Source organism: Salibacterium aidingense DSM 18341, from assembly GCF_000429685.1.
Classification (GTDB): Bacteria; Bacillota; Bacilli; order Bacillales; family Marinococcaceae; genus Salibacterium; species Salibacterium aidingense.
The window spans coordinates 197,087-213,038 of sequence record NZ_AUCI01000001.1; the positions used below are offsets into that span (position 1 = coordinate 197,087).

Consider the following 15,952-nt stretch of genomic DNA (forward strand, 5'->3'; position numbering starts at 1 on the left):
TTCTTGGCTTCATTTGGAAGCGGCTGCTTTTTCTTCTTTTTTCACTTCTCCGCAACGGCCTGGAGAAGGAAATAGTTTTCCAGCATTTAATAAATAATACGGATTGAACACTTCCCGAATATTCGTTTGCGCCTCTATTTCCTTGTCGGAGAAAACAAACCGCATTTCTTCCCGTTTTTCAATGCCAACCCCGTGCTCCCCGGTAATAGAGCCGCCAACATCTGCGCACGCCTGAAGGCAGGCACTCCCCGCTTCAAGCGCCTTATCGGTTTCTCCGGGAATTCTAGAGTCAAATAGAATAAGCGGATGAAGGTTCCCGTCGCCGGCGTGAAATATATTAGCTATCCGCAATCCGTATTCTTGGCTGATTTCCCGAATGCGGCCCAGGACCTGGGGCAGAGTACTGCGGGGGATCACGCCATCCTGCACAAGGTAATCCGGAGAAATCGCCCCCATCGCTCCAAACCCTGTTTTTCGATTGGCCCACCACCGGGCTCTTTCCTGCTCATCTTCTGCCACCTTCACGGAGCGGACATTCCGCTTTTCACACACGTCCAGTATTTTATTGATCTGTTCTTCAATGCCGGCGGAGATACCATCGACTTCTATGAGCAGCAGGGCTTCTATATCTTTTGGATGACCGACGGGATAGGCAGCGGATTCTACAGCTTCAATGGCTGTGCCGTCCATCATCTCAAGGGCTGCCGGAACAATCCCTTCGGACACAATATCCGAAACGGCCTGACTTCCGTCTGCAACATCGTCAAAGTAAGCCAGCACCGTTTTCTTTTCCTCCGGATGCGTTAAAATACGAACCGTAATTTTCGTAACAATGCCAAGCGTTCCTTCCGATCCTGTTAAAATGCCCAGTAAATCATAACCGGGGACGTCCATAATCCCGTTCTTCCCGATTTCAATGATGGCTCCGTCCGGCGTGACCACTTCCAGACCAAGAATGTGGTTTGTTGTTACCCCGTATTTTAAACAGTGGGCCCCGCCGGCATTTTCCGCTACATTTCCGCCAATCGTACAACAGTATTGACTCGAGGGATCCGGAGCATAATAGTATCCTTTATCGGAAATGGAATTGGTCAAGGTAAGATTGACATATCCAGGTTCTACGACCGCACAACGGTTTTTCAAATCTACGTTCAGAAGACGTTTCATTTTCACCAGACTGATAATGACTTCTCCGTTCAGCGGCACAGCACCTCCGCTCAGCCCTGTACCGGCTCCTCTGGCAAGAAACGGAAGATCATTTCTGGACAAGTACGAGACGATTTCCGCTGTTTCTTCGGTGTTTTTCGGAAATACGACCGCTTTTGGAAGGTAGCTGTGGATGGTGAACCCATCGTTTTCATAGGCTGTCAGATCCTCTTTGTGAAACAAAATCTCCTTTTCTCCTACGATGGCGGCAAGATTTTTTATATGCTTATCATTGGTCTGCAGCCTTTTTTTACGGCGCATTATTCCTGCCTCCTTTGCTCTTCTTCTTTTTGGTAAGCCCAATCCAGGAGCTGGACGGTGTGTACCACGTTGGCACTTCTGCCGTATTTTTTCACGCCCATCGCCATCTGCAGCATACAGCCGGGATTCCCCATGGAAATCATCTCCACCTCCTCCGGTACGTTTTTCATCTTGCTTTCGAGCACATCTTCCGCCATTTCCGGGTTGGTAATATTATAGATTCCGGCACTCCCGCAGCAGCGGTCGGCATTTTCCATCGGTACCATTTCCACACCGGGAACATCAAGGAGAATTTCACGAGGTTCCTGCCGCACCCCCTGCCCGTGTGCCAAATGGCAGGCATCATGATAGGTAAGGCGGGTGTTCAGCTCGGCCGTTGGTTTATCATATCCTGTATCATGCAGGTATTTGGAAACATCGACGACTTTTTCAGCGAATGCTTCCGCTTTCTCCCGCCATTCGGTATCTACTTCCCGGAAAAGTTCCGGATATTCCTTCAGCATACAGCCGCAGCCCGCTGCGTTTCCAACTACCGTATCTGCCTGTTTGAAAGCTTCCATATTCTGTTTTGCCAGTTTTCTTCCCATATCCCGGTCCCCCGCATGAACATGCAGCGCTCCGCAGCATGTCTGGTTTTGAGGGACAGCAACATCATTGCCGTTTCTCGTCAGAACGTTAATCGTGCTTTCATTGACATCACTAAACATGACATCCATCACACAACCGGAAAAGAAAGCTATTTCTCGTTTCGATTCCGTATCAGCTTTCACGACCGTTTCGTGTTTATATTTCTTCCGGATGGGCTCCTGCACCTCCGGCATGACCGCTTCCATTAATTCAAGATGTTCCGGCATTGCCTTCAGCATTCCTGTTTTGCGGACGAGCGTCTGCACTCCGCTTTTTTGATAAAATTTCAATAAATTCCCGAAAAACTGAAGCCGTCCGGGATGAGGGAAAAGTCCGTGCAAGAAAAAGCGGCTCACCCCTTTTCGCCAGCCTGTCAGCGGCATGGCCTGCCGGATCTGCCCGCGTGCTTCTTCAATCAAACCGCCTACGTCTACATCTGCCGGACAGGCTGTCGTGCATGCTTTACAGTCCAGGCATGCAAACACTGGATCGGTAAATGGTTCGCTTACTTCCAGTTTTCCTTCTGCTACTGCTTTAATTAAATGGACCCTTCCGCGGGGAGAATGCTGTTCCTGGCCTGTGATTTCATAAGTGGGGCAGGCTTCCAGGCACATACCGCAGTGAACACAATCCGCCCACTTGTCTTCATCGGGTTTATCCCTCCATAAATAATTACTCAACTGCGACGTTGAACAAGGAGGTTCTTCAAACGCTGTTTTTCCATCAGTATCCATCTACAGCCCTCCTACGAATCGTTTTGGGTTCAGGGTACGCTGCGGATCTATCTTTGTTTTTATCCCTTCCATTAAGAAAAAATGAGCCGGTGGCTCTCCCCAGACACTAACCTCCCGGCGTAAAGCCAGAGAAGCGTGCTGAACAACGAGATAACCTCCTTTTTCCTCCACTGCTTCTCTTAAGGAGGAAATGGAGTCTGCCAGCTGCTTTTTGTCTCCCTTGAGATGCAGCTGACAAAGGCCATGGCCCATGCCGCCATGTCCGCCTTCACATAAAGCTTCACGCTCCCCTTCTTTTAATACTTCCAGTACGTCACTATGTTGTACACCGATTTTTACCAGCACTTCCGTTCCTTGATGTTGTTCCGAGGTATCAAGTGCGAACGTATGTTGGAACCGCTCCCAAAAGGCACCGGCTTCTTCGACGTTCAAAATGGATAAGCGGGCATTTGCGGGCTGTATGTTTCGAATATAGTCTTCTTGATAAAACACAGAACTTGCCACATCTTCAAGCGCTGCGGCCAGCGTAAAAGAAGCATCCCCTGTCAAAGTTTCAGCAAGTGCAGGAGTAAGCAGCTCCAGCGAGACCGGTTCCATTCTGGATTTCATCAGCTTCTCGGAAAAAGCCTGAATGTCATCGATATCACCTTCTGGAAAGCTAAGCAGGACCAGACTTTCATGTTCTGGAAGCGGGCGCAGCTTCAGCCCTATTTCTGTGATGACGCCAAGTGTCCCCATGGAGCCGACAAACAGTTTGTTCATATCATATCCTGCTACATTTTTGACGACTTTGCCGCCGGTTCGGATGATTTCTCCGTTTGCGTAGGCCACCCTCAAACCTATGACAAGATCCCGCGCCGACCCATAAGCGAGTCTTTTTGGGCCGCTTTCATTGGCAGCGATCACCCCGCCGATCGTTGCATTTTCTGCGTGGATGGGATCGATGGGGAGCTTCTGACCGTGGGAAGCCAAATAGTCCTGTAATTCGCGGAAGGGGGTTCCCGGTTTGACGAAAATCGTCATGTCACCTACAGAATGTTCCTTTATCCCCCTGAAGGAAGCGGTTGATAATAAAATGTCCGCAGTATCCTCTGTTCCGCCTAATCCTCTTTTTGAACCACAACCGCAAACATTCACTTTCTTTTCCGCAGTGGAGGCAAAAGTAAGAATGGCTGCAATCTCCTCTTCTGTCCGAGGAAAGACCAATACCTGCCCATCATTCCCATACCTGGTCTCCGCTGTTTTTTGTTCCTGCACGTGGTCTGCCGGCAGAATTGACGTTAACTCCTTCCAAACATCAGCTGTTATCATGGACGCCCTCCATTCAGCTTATATAATTGTTGCTTATTATGAAACCTTGTTTCTTTTTTATTGAAAAAAGGAAGCTGTATAACACAGCTCTTTTCAATTATTAAACCATTTCTCTTTCTTCTTTTCAATAATATTTTAAAAATTTAATAAAGGAGAAAACCTTATCCCTGTCTGATGTAGCTTCCCAGGATAAGGTTATGCTTATAAGTAGGTGTTGATTCATAAGAAACTTTTAATCCTTGGCCGCGGTTTTTCGTTTATCTATGATTATTGTTGGAGCATGCGTTCCAGAGCAGTCCAGGCTTCGTGCTTTGTTGCAGGGTCCACTTCAATTACGTGATGGGGAGCAGGGGACGAAATGCTTTCCAATGACCATAATAAATGAGGGAGATCAATACGGTTCATCGTTAAGCAGGGACACATATTGGGGTTCAGGGAGTAGACAGTCTTATCTGTTTCTTCCTGCATTAAGCGGTGGACGAGGTTCATTTCTGTACCGACAGCCCATGTACTTCCTGACGGCGCCTCCCGGATGGTTTGAATAATTTTATTGGTGGAACCGGCGGCATCTGCGGCCTGCACCACATCAAACATGCACTCCGGATGAACGATAACGCTGGCGTCCGGGTTTTCCTTTCTCACCTGGCGGACATTGTCCATCGTGAATTTTTCATGGACCGAGCAGTGCCCTTTCCATAAAATCATCCGGACCTGTTCTGCATCTCCCTCCCACTCCAGTGTTTCCCGGATGGGGTCCCATACCGCCATTTTTTCCAAAGGGAGACCCATCTCATAAGCGGTATTTCGACCTAGATGCTGATCAGGCAAAAATAATATGCGCTCTTTCTGAGCAAACGCCCACGCCAGCATGTTTTCTGCATTCGACGATGTCAAGGTTGCCCCTTGGTTCCTTCCGCAGAAAGCTTTAATGGCTGCCGTACTGTTCACATAGGTCAAAGGGATGATCGTATCGCCAAACTCGCCCTGGAGCTTTTTCCAGGCCTTCTCCAGCTGGCTGATTTCTGCCATATCCGCCATGGAACAGCCCGCCCGCAGATCGGGGAGCAGGACGGTCTGATTCGCTTCAGACAATATATCCGCGGTTTCTGCCATAAAGTGAACACCGCAGAATACAATATACTCCGCGCCATTATTAGCGGCCCCGGTTTTTGCCAGCTGCAGGGAATCGCCTGTTTCATCAGCAAATTGTATGACTTCGTCTTTTTGATAATAATGCCCCGGCATAAATAAACGAGGACCCAGCTTCCGTTTTATTTCCCATACCCGTTCTTCCATCTCCTGCTGGCTCATGGCTTTTATATGTTCCGGCAGAGCGGCTGCCTGAAAACTTTCCAGCACACTCATAACTTCTTCTCCTCCTCTACTACTAAACTTAAGTCATGCGCCTGCACCGAGTGGGTGACCGCTCCGGCAGATATATAATCGACCCCTGAGCCGCGGTAAGCCGCTATCGTCTCTATACTGATCATTCCGGAAGCTTCTGTAATAATACCCTCCGGCACATGCGCTGCGAGTTTCTTAACCTGCTCCGGGCTGCAATTATCAAACATGATCACATCTGCCCCTGCCTGGACCGCTTCCTGCACTTCCTCTTTTGACGTGGTTTCCACTTCGATTTTAACCATGTGGCCCACTCGCTCTTTCACGTTTGCGACAGCCGCTGTGATACTTCCTGCCGCGGCAATATGATTATCCTTGAGCATTACGGCATCATACAGCCCCAGGCGGTGGTTCACGCCCCCTCCGCAGCGGACCGCATATTTATCAAACATCCGCAGCCCCGGCATGGTCTTTCTTGTATCACATACCTGAATAGAAGAGTCATCCAGAGCCTGCACAAGTCTTGCAGTCTCTGTGGCCGTCCCGCACATACGCTGTATGATATTAAGAAGAACCCTCTCCCCGCTCAATAAAGCCCGTACTGGTCCCTTTACGGTAAGTACCTTTTCTCCTTTGCTGACCCTCGTCCCTTCTGCAGCATGAACCGTCACCTCCATGGCAGGATCAAGCAGCTTCCATCCTTCTTCAAACACGGCGGCCCCGCAAAAAATTCCCGTCTCTTTCGAAATAACACTTCCAGCCGCTGTGTCCTGCGTCGAAAATACAGCCTCGGTTGTCAAGTCTCCTATCCCTATATCTTCATGGAAGAACTCTTTTATTTTTTCTCTAACCTGGAACCGATTCATGATCAGTCTCCTTTTCTATCTGGAGGACGCCATGCTGCCAGCACACAGCGCTTTGGCCCCATTCCGATGACTGATCCGGATAATCCCGGCGGATATGGGCTCCCCTGGATTCTTGCCGGGCCAGGGCACTGCCTGCCATCATCCAGGCGGTGGTGAGCATATTCTTTGTGGTAAGATTCTCCTGCAAGAGTCCTGTTTCCCCCGGCGAAAAAATAAAATCCTGATAAGTCTTAAGCCAATCTATTATTTCAACAAGCATATGTTTGTCTTTGACAAGGCCGCAGCATTGCTCCATCCGTTGCTGCAAGGCAGGTTTCACTGGCATATTAAAAATACGCTGTCTTGCATTTTTCTCTTGTCTAATCGGCTTGGCAGGGCGTACTTCTGTCATTCCTTCGGCAAGTAGTTTCGCCCCGGCCGCCGCTTCGAGCAGAGAATTACTGGCGAGGCGGTTGGCGCCGTGCATCCCGGTGCAGGCCGCTTCCCCAATCGCATACAGCCCTTCTACACTCGTCCGCCCCCGGGCGTCGGCCGCAATTCCTCCCATCATAAAATGAGCTCCCGGACGTACGGGAAGATATCCTTCCGCGGGATCCACCCCATGTTTTCCTGCATTTGCTGCAATGGTAGGAAAGGTATTTTCAAAATCCGGTACATTTCGAATATCGAGAAACACTCCCCTGCCTGCTTCCAGTGTTTCAAACACAGCTTGTGCCACCACGGCCCGGGGAGCAAGGTCTTCCAGAGGGTGCAGGCCTTTCATAATACGTCCTCCCTCTTCATCGACAAGAACGCCGCCTTCACCACGGATGACCTCCGATAACAGCCCGGCACCCCTCCCTTCGGCAAACAGCATCGTTGGATGGAACTGCATGAATTCCATATCCTTCAGCTTCGCTCCTGCCCGAAATGCCATTGCCAGCCCATCTCCTGTTGCTTCCGGTGCATTAGACGTTACGGGAAAAAGCTGCCCGCAGCCGCCGCTGGCGAGGACCACTGCCGAACTATACACCGTATAGATGCTTCCGCTTCGGTCTTTTCCTATCAAGCCGGCGCAGTGCTCTTTGTCCATAAGGAGATCATAGGCTGTGAAAAACTCCAGTATCCGCAGATTGTCAGGGATATTTTTCTTCAACCGCTCCATCATGTAAAATCCCGTCGCATCCCCGCCCGCATGAAAAATACGCCGCCGGCTGTGGGCGCCTTCTTTTGCCAGCTGAAACGTGCCGTCTTTCTCTTTATCAAACGGCGTGTTCCAGGAGAAAAACATTTCCATTACCGGGCCGGCCTGCTCAATTATTTTTTCAACCACAGAGGCATGATTATGGCCGTAGCCAGCGGCAAGAGTATCCTCTATATGGGAAAAGGAGGTGTCATGAGCAGCGATAGGAGCTGCAATGCCGCCCTGGGCTCTTTCGGAATTCCCTGCTCCAAGCGTTGATTTCGTTACGATGGTCACGTTTCTCGTTTTCGCAAGCTGCAGGCCTGCCATTAACCCCGCCAAACCACTTCCAATGATGACCACATCCGTCGTGATAGTTTTGCTTTGCATGCCGCCCTCCTTTTGATTTTACATGTGTCTTGACACTTATATTTACATAAAATTAAACTATACACAAGACTTTTTTGTGAAATTTTGAACAACTAAAAAGAGGAGGAGCCATGATATATTTGGATCACTGTGCCACCACGCCGATGAGCAGCGGCGCACTCGAGACATATACCAAAACCGCCCAGGCTTTTTTCGGCAATGAACAAAGCCTGCATGACAGCGGAGGAGCAGCTGCACAATTAACAGATCACTGCCAGGAGCAGCTTGCCGGGATTATCCGCGGTGTCCCGGAAGGAATGTATTTTACAAGCGGCGGATCCGACAGTAACATTTCCGCCCTGTTCAGCCTGGCTTATGGCAGAGAGGAACACGGGAGACATATCATTACTTCGCCGCTCGAACATCCCTCTATCTATCAGGCCCTTGGAAAATTAAAAGAAGAAGGGTTCACGGTCAGTGAGGTACAGGTCAAGAGAAACGGCGAAATATGCCTCGACTCTCTCGCAGCACTGCTCCGGGACGATACCATACTAGTCACAGTCTGCCACGCCAGCAGCGAAACAGGTGTCATCCAGCCTGTGGTGGACATTGGGAATCTGCTCACCAACCACGACGCTGCCTTTCATTCCGACGCGGTGCAGACCTTTACGAAAATTCCGCTGGATGTAAATGCTATGGGGATGGATGCTGTCTCCGTCTCTGCCCATAAATTAAACGGTCCAAAAAATACCGGGGCCTGTTATATCGCACCCGGCACGTCCTGGAAAAGCATGTATCCCGGCATCTCCCATCAGAACGGCTTTCGGCCGGGCACCCTGGATGTACCGGGTATAGCCGCTTTCACCGAAGCAGCCCTGTCCGGTGTTAAAAACCAGCAGGAACAAGAACAGAGGTGGCGGGTCATGCAGGAATGGTTTCTCGCACAGCTGCCTGAAGACAGCCTCCCTTTATTTGGGGACAAACGAAAGCGTCTTCCTCATCATCTTGCCCTTAGGTTAAAAAAACGGGAAGGACAGTGGGTTATGCTGGAATGCAACCGCCGGGGCATCGCTATTTCGGCAGGAAGCGCCTGTAAATCCCACTATTCCAAGCCTTCGAAAAGTCTGCTTGCGATGGGCCATACGCAGGAAGAAGCACATGGATTGTTCCGGCTCAGTTTCGGAATAGACACCACCTATGAAGAACTCGAACAAACCGCTGCCGTATTAAAAGAAATAAGCAGCGTGACTAGAACAGACAAGGGGCCTCAACAGAAGATATAACGGGTTTTAGTATCAAGCTCATGCAGCGATCCAGGAAGCATGTTGAACTTCTCTATAAATTCCTCCAGCACATCTACTGAAAAATATACGCAATTAGAGTAAACTTGTAGGGAGAAGTAATTTTTCCAGAAGAGAGAGGGATGTCTGATGGAACACGAGTTATCAATACAACAGGCGCCGACGAGAAAAGAAAAACCGGACTACAGCGATTTAAGTTTCGGAAAGCACTTTACAGATCATATGTTTGTGATGGATTATAACGAGGAAGACGGCTGGTTCGATGCGAGAATCACCCCGTATGAACCGCTTCTGATGGATCCATCCTCGCTTGTTTTTCATTACGGCCAGGCCGTTTTTGAAGGATTAAAAGCGTATCATGCCAAAGACAGTGGAATTCTGCTTTTCCGTCCGGAGAAAAATTTTAACCGTCTTAATATATCCAACGAACGGATGAACATTCCAGCGGTGGATCCGGACTTTTTAGTGGAAGCGTTGAAAAAGCTGATACATATTGACCGGGACTGGGTTCCCACACAGGAGGGACAATCTCTTTATATCCGGCCGTTCATCATTGCCACCGAACCGGCGTTAAGCGTTAAACCGGCCTCCAACTATAAACTGATGATTATTTTGTCGCCGGTCGGCTCTTATTATTCCAATTCGGATCAGATGAGCCCAGTCAGCATCTACGTCGAAGATGAATATGTCCGCTCAGTCAAAGGAGGAGTCGGCTTCACGAAAACAGCCGGAAACTATGCAGCCAGCCTGAAAGCCCAGACGAAAGCTGACGAACTCGGCTACGACCAGGTCCTGTGGCTTGATGCGATAGAGAAAAAATACGTCGAGGAAGTCGGCAGCATGAACATCTTTTTCAAAATCAACGGCGAAGTGATCACCCCGGCCCTGAATGGAAGCATACTGGACGGTATCACTCGTGATTCTGTCATTGAGCTGCTTCGTCATTGGAATTATAATGTACAGGAGCGCCGAATTTCCATCGAGGAAATAAAAGCCGCTCATCAGGACGGTACACTTGAAGAAGTATTCGGCACCGGAACGGCCGCCGTCATTTCTCCGGTCGGTAAATTGAAATGGAAAGAGGAAGAACTTACGATCAATCATAATGAAACCGGAGCGTTATCCCTTTCCCTTTATGAAACCATTGCCGGCATTCAAACAGGGGAAAAGGAAGACAAACTAGGCTGGACCGTACCGCTTGAGGTGAAACAAACGTAACATGCGGCAGGCAGTCCTTGCTGCTTAGGTAAAGGAGGTGTTTTATTCATGCAGCCGCAAAAAAACGCAGGCCTTGCCGCCGTATTAAGTGCCATTTGGTGCGGGCTCGGCCAGATTTATAACGGCCAGATCGGCAAAGGGGTTCTGTTTATGATTATTCAGTTTATCAACGCTCTTCTAATGTTTGTTTTAATCGGTCTTATTACATATCCTATTTTCTGGATCTACGGCATGGTTGATGCCTACAAAAAAGCAGAAAAATTCAATGAAAAGAGTGCCATGTAGGAATACAAAAGACACCGTCTCTCCCATAGAAACGGTGTCTTTTTCCTATAATTCAATGCTCTGGGGCAAACTTGTTCTATTTGGGCCAAGGAATTTGTTGAATTTTTTATTTGTTATCCCGCATGGCCGCTTCATTCAACAAATTCGGCGGGCGCCGGCCCTGGAGAACAGCATCAAGATTTTGGGAAGCAAGAAGCGACATTTTATCTTCCGTCGCACCGGTGGCAGATCCAATGTGCGGGGTGGTCACGGTGTTTTCCAGCTGAAGCAGCGGGTGATCGGCAGGGACCGGCTCTTCCTGGAACACATCCAGTCCGGCCGCGAGGATCTCCCCTTGCTGTAATGCTTCCACCAAAGCGTCTTCATCGACAGTTTCCCCGCGGGACCCATTCACAAAAATCGCGTCTTCTTTCATACGCTTAAACTGCTCCCGGCCCATAAGATGTCTTGTGTCCGGGGTTAACGGAGTCATCAGGCAGACGTAATCTGCTTCCTGCAGCAGGTCATCCAGTTCGCGGTAAGCAGCTTCGTATTTTTCCTCTACTTCCGGTTTACGGGAACGATTGTGATACAGAATCTCCATGTCAAACCCACCGTATCCGCGCTTGGCAATCGCTTCTCCGATCCGGCCCATGCCGATGATTCCCAGCTTTCGGTGGTGCACATCAATGCCGAATTTCGAGTCCGAAAGTCCGCTCTTCCAATTTCCTACTTTGACATAGCGATCCAGCTCCGGAATCCGCCGCGCTGTAGCAAGCAGCAGCCCGAATATGGCATCCGCTGTTGTATCGTTCAATACCCCGGGGGTATTTGTTGCCGCAATCCCCCGTTTGGTCAGTTCTTCCAAGTCGAGGTTGTCATAACCAACCGACACATTGCTGATCCCCTTCAGCTTCGGGGCATGAGCAAGAAAATCAGCGTCCACCTGCATCCCGAGACCGATTATTCCATCCGCCTCCGCAAGAGCTTCAGTGAAAGCTTTGTCGTTCAAATCTTCCTCCCCGGAAAATACATGAAGATCATACTTCGCCCGCAGCTGCTCCTGCGCTTCCTCTCGCACGCGCCCGTAGGCTATTACTTTTTGTTTCATCGTCTTTTCTCATCCCTTTATTTATTCTTCCAGCATTTTCAACGCTTCCGCTGCTTCGTTCACCGGCTGATGACAGGCAAAATTACGACAGACGTAAATCGTAGTACGGCCTTCCACTTTATGATAGGAAGCGGTAAACGGTACAGCCTCTGCCAGCGTTTCCGGTTCAGAATGAATCAAAAAGGTCACTTCCGGATAAAACTGCCGCTGCAGCTGCTTGGTTATGGCCGCTGCCTCATTCTCTGCGTTGTTCGTCAAGACGACCACTTCCTTCATGCCGCTGAAAAGAAGCAGATAACTCTGCAGAAAGTGCATATGTCCGTTTGGATATTGTTTCAATTCACGGGCAAACGCATCCTGTGATGTTCTTGCTTTTTCTTCGTACCTCATCGCACCAGTAAAACGCGCGAGCCTTACAAGCTCCCGGGCCGCCACGCTGTTTCCGGACGGCATCGCTCCGTCAAAAGACTCTTTGGGCCGGGCCAGAAGCTGTTCTGCGTCCCCGCCGTAGAAATAAAAACCACCGTTTTCCTCATCCCAGAACAGTTCGATCATGTCATCAGCATAGTGCTTTGCTTTTTCCAGATACGTCACATCGAGACTGCTTTCATATAACTCCAGAAGGGCCCAGAGCACATTCGCATAATCGTCAATAAACCCTTTGTGCTTCACCTCTCCGTCGCGGTATCGTACCATTAGCCGCCCGTCCCGGACCAGCTCGGATTCAATAAAAGCAAACGCCCGCTCTGCTTCTTTGAGAAACGACGGCTTCTCAAACACGCGGGAGGCCCGGGCAAGAGCCGCTGTCATCAGCGCATTCCACGATGTCAGCATTTTATCATCAACATGCGGCGGCACTCGCTCTTCGCGGGTTTCAAATAATAACGTTTTCGCCTGCTCCAGCCGCTCTCTCACCTGTTTCGGATCGAGCTCATGACGAACCGCAAATTCTTCCGGAGACTGCCGGATCAAGTTCGGAATATTGGCTCCTTCAAAATTTCCTTTTTCCGTGATATCGTATACTTCACAAAAGAGCGAGCCGTTTTCCTCCCCGAGTACCTGCTTGATTTCCTGCGGCGTCCAAAGATAAAACTTGCCTTCCACCCCTTCGGAATCCGCATCTTCTCCGGAATAAAAGCCTCCTGTTTTATCCTGCATCCCGCGCAATACGTATGTCAGTACTTCTTCGGCCGTCTTTTGGAACCGGGGTTCTCCGGTCACCTGATACCCTTCTGTATAGGCAAGTGCCAGCAAGGCATTGTCATACAGCATTTTTTCAAAATGGGGTACGAGCCATTTTTCATCCACCGAATATCTGGCAAAACCACCGCCGATGTGATCATACATTCCGCCGGCCGCCATGCCGTCGAGCGACTTCAGCGCCATCTGCAGCGCCGTTTCCTTCCCGGAATAGCGGTAATATCGGAACAGATACATCAACACATGCGGCGTCGGAAATTTCGGTGCCCCGCCAAATCCGCCGTACGTGATGTTAAATGTCTGCCGCAGCTGCTCGAAACCTTTATCAAGCGTATCCTGCGTCAGCTCTGTTTCTCCTTCAGCCGTCTGCGGCTGGATCACATCCACCATCTGTTCGCTGACTTCCTTGATCTTTTCCGGGTCTTCCTTGTACCTATCATACAGCTGGGTCACGACATCCACCATGCCCGGCATGCCGCGCATACTCTTTTTCGGAAAATACGTGCCCGCATAAAACGGCTTCTGCTCCGGAGTGACGAACACGTTCAACGGCCAGCCCCCCTGCCCTGTCATCGCCTGGCACGCGATCATATAAATCGAATCGACATCCGGCCGCTCTTCCCGGTCCACTTTGATGGCGACAAACCGGTCATTCAACAGCTCGGCCACCTCTTTATCCTCAAAACTCTCCCGTTCCATCACATGGCACCAATGACAGGTGCTGTAGCCGATCGACACCATCACCGGCTTATCCTCTTTCCGCGCTTTCTCAAACGCTTCCTCCCCCCACGGAAACCAATCCACCGGGTTGTGGGCGTGCTGCAGTAAATAAGGCGACTTTTCATGTATCAAGCGGTTCGCCATTCGGACACCATCCTTTGATAAAAGGTTCTCTTTAAAGTGTACCCCATTTGAAATAAAGAAAAAACCGGAGGCCTTCAGTAAAAGGAAAAAATAGGTTAAAATTCTCTTAAGTGGTAAATGGCCTGCAAATTAATACATCTTTTCTTGATATCATTTTAAGATACTCAGTATATCAAAAGTCTCCGTCTAAAATCAGAAAAATATATTCTCATATGGCAGCTGTTTTTTCTCTCGAATCCATGAACTTGTTAATGAAGGCTCCCAGTTCATTAATCTACTTATTCATCAATAACATAGCTTATCCAAGCCTTAGTGAAAAAGGAATGAATGAGACCACTTTAGAGACTTCAATAAAATAAAGCAGCAGATAAGAATCGGTTATTGTGTCTTTTCTGTTTCACCCATTGTTTGTAGAAAGAAGGTAGTACTATGTCAGAAAAAAACTGGAATAAGCTGAGTATCGCGGGGTTGATAGCCGTAGGGATATTATTGCTCCTTTTCAGCCCGTTAACTGTTTCTGCTGAAAAGGAAGATAAGATACAAAAAATAAAAGAATATATAGAAGAAGCATTAAATACGTATAATATCCCAGGTGGAGCGTTGGTGATTTTAGAAAACGGTGAAACATTTTATCAAGATCAATGGGGAGTTTTAAGTGATGGCTCAGTTGTAACAGCAGACACTCCTTTTCTCATTGGCTCATTAAGCAAACCAATTACATCTCTGGCAATTATGATGTTAGTGGAAGATGGCAGCATAAAGCTGGATGAACCAATACAGTCCTATCTTCCATCATTTAGTTATCAAACAGACAGTTCAACCCCAATTACAGTATTGCATCTATTAGAACAAACAAGCGGTATTAGTGAATATGAAGGTCTTAAAGTTACAGACGTGGAGAGAGAGAGCAAGGGAGCAATCACACAAGCAGTAACAGAACTAAGTGGTGTGGAACTATCTCACGACCCTGGAGAGACTTATGAATATAACTCTGCCAACTATTTACTCTTGGGAGCAATCATTGAAAAAGTGACGAACCAAACTGTATCAGAGTTTATGAACCAAAACATTTTCACTCCTCTTGGAATGGATCATTCTGCTGCTGACTATGAAACCGCCGTGGACAAAGGGTACGTACCTGGTTTCGAGTCATGGTTCGGCAAACCGATAAAAAGTGACGGTTTTTATGATAATGCGGGAGCATCGTATGGTTATATTGCTTCAAGTACGAATGATCTGGCGAAATTTTTAACATACATGGTAGAGGGCGGAGACTTACTGTCAGAACAATACCTGGAGTTAATAAAAACGCCGCCAGAAGAAGGTAAAACATACGGCTTAGGCTGGCATTTTTCTAAAGAGGAACATTTTCCTTTCCATGGCGGGGCAACCCCCGATTTTAGGGCGGAAATGTTCTTTATACCAGAACAAGATGTTGCAGCAGCACTTTTAACAAATAAATATCATATTACAGAAGATACTCAAGTATCTAATATCATGAAAGGGATTCGATCTATCATGAACGAGACAGATCCCGATGAATTGCCAGAGCAAAGCTATAGTCTTCAATGGATTATATTGGGCATTACAATATTTCTTGCTATTCTAACTGTGGTCCATTTCTTCAGGCTTCGAAGTAAGAAGAATTTAAACAAAAAAATATTGCTTGTTTCAGGAATCGTTTTACTCCTAGTATCTGTTGGATTTGTACCATTGTTTAGTTATGTTACGGGAAGTCCTTGGAAAAGCGTTAGTCTTTACGCACCAGATTTAGCAATTTTAATCTATTGTCTAGCAGCAATATTTGCTATTAATGGAGTTATGACGTTATCTATTAGTTTGTTAAAAAAGTAAATTACTTACTAAATAAACCCTTGAGCTTAAAATACAGGTGTTAGCTATTAGGCGTTGACATAGGATTTTTGAGTCCTTGTTCGAGGAGACATAACGAAACTTGATCTGTAACAGAGGATACTTCACTAATGTTCAGGGATGTACAGAAAGTTTTAGCAAAATTGGCAAATAGTAATGTTCAGTTATTGGACGATTGTTGAAGATCATTAGAAAGATATTAGATGTAAATGACTTCATTATATATTTAAAAACACGAAAATATT

At 48.0% G+C, this 15,952-nt stretch carries 12 protein-coding genes; 4 read left to right on the forward strand and 8 right to left on the reverse strand.

All coding sequences use genetic code 11. The features are described from left to right. Positions 1-9: 9 nt before the first annotated feature. From G475_RS0100975 to nadB, 6 genes are all read right to left on the reverse strand, one after another. A complete protein-coding gene (locus tag G475_RS0100975; RefSeq protein WP_026699655.1) occupies positions 10-1,467 on the reverse strand; it encodes an FAD-linked oxidase C-terminal domain-containing protein in 1,458 nt (485 codons plus the stop codon). Further along, a complete protein-coding gene (locus G475_RS0100980; protein WP_026699656.1) occupies positions 1,467-2,828 on the reverse strand; it encodes a (Fe-S)-binding protein in 1,362 nt (453 codons plus the stop codon). The genes G475_RS0100975 and G475_RS0100980 overlap by 1 nt, the downstream gene beginning before the upstream one ends. Next, positions 2,829-4,139 carry an FAD-binding oxidoreductase gene (locus G475_RS0100985; RefSeq protein WP_026699657.1) on the reverse strand — a complete coding sequence of 437 codons (1,311 nt, stop codon included), beginning with the start codon at positions 4,137-4,139 and terminating at the stop codon, positions 2,829-2,831. A gap of 267 nt (positions 4,140-4,406) precedes the next feature. Next, complete coding sequence (gene nadA / locus G475_RS0100990) at positions 4,407-5,504, reverse strand: quinolinate synthase NadA (protein WP_026699658.1); 1,098 nt, start codon at positions 5,502-5,504, stop codon at positions 4,407-4,409. Further along, entirely contained in the window at positions 5,501-6,346 is an 846-nt protein-coding gene (gene nadC, locus G475_RS0100995) for a carboxylating nicotinate-nucleotide diphosphorylase (RefSeq protein ID WP_026699659.1), read from the reverse strand. The genes nadA and nadC overlap by 4 nt, the downstream gene beginning before the upstream one ends. Next, complete coding sequence (gene nadB / locus G475_RS0101000; protein WP_035709748.1) at positions 6,327-7,898, reverse strand: L-aspartate oxidase; 1,572 nt, start codon at positions 7,896-7,898, stop codon at positions 6,327-6,329. The genes nadC and nadB overlap by 20 nt, the downstream gene beginning before the upstream one ends. Positions 7,899-8,008: 110 nt before the next feature. Between nadB and G475_RS23935 the strand changes: the two genes are divergently transcribed. From G475_RS23935 to G475_RS0101015, 3 genes are all read left to right on the forward strand, one after another. Next, the gene (locus G475_RS23935) at positions 8,009-9,160 is read left to right on the forward strand and encodes an IscS subfamily cysteine desulfurase (protein ID WP_051302024.1); all 1,152 of its coding nucleotides are present in this window, start codon (positions 8,009-8,011) and stop codon (positions 9,158-9,160) included. 147 nt (positions 9,161-9,307) lie between these two features. Beyond that, the gene (locus tag G475_RS0101010; protein WP_026699661.1) at positions 9,308-10,396 is read left to right on the forward strand and encodes a branched-chain amino acid aminotransferase; all 1,089 of its coding nucleotides are present in this window, start codon (positions 9,308-9,310) and stop codon (positions 10,394-10,396) included. Positions 10,397-10,444: 48 nt separating this feature from the next. Further along, positions 10,445-10,681 (forward strand): hypothetical protein, encoded by a 237-nt coding sequence (locus G475_RS0101015; protein ID WP_026699662.1) that lies wholly within the window; start codon positions 10,445-10,447, stop codon positions 10,679-10,681. A 106-nt stretch (positions 10,682-10,787) separates the two neighbouring features. Here G475_RS0101015 and G475_RS0101020 read toward each other — a convergent pair whose 3' ends face one another. Beyond that, complete coding sequence (locus G475_RS0101020) at positions 10,788-11,771, reverse strand: 2-hydroxyacid dehydrogenase (protein ID WP_026699663.1); 984 nt, start codon at positions 11,769-11,771, stop codon at positions 10,788-10,790. A gap of 21 nt (positions 11,772-11,792) precedes the next feature. After that, positions 11,793-13,835, reverse strand: a complete 2,043-nt coding sequence (locus G475_RS0101025; RefSeq protein WP_026699664.1) for a thioredoxin domain-containing protein — start codon at positions 13,833-13,835, stop codon at positions 11,793-11,795. 429 nt (positions 13,836-14,264) lie between these two features. Here G475_RS0101025 and G475_RS0101030 point away from each other — a divergent pair, with 429 nt between their 5' ends. Further along, positions 14,265-15,689 carry a serine hydrolase domain-containing protein gene (locus G475_RS0101030; RefSeq protein WP_051302026.1) on the forward strand — a complete coding sequence of 475 codons (1,425 nt, stop codon included), beginning with the start codon at positions 14,265-14,267 and terminating at the stop codon, positions 15,687-15,689. Positions 15,690-15,952: the final 263 nt, after the last annotated feature.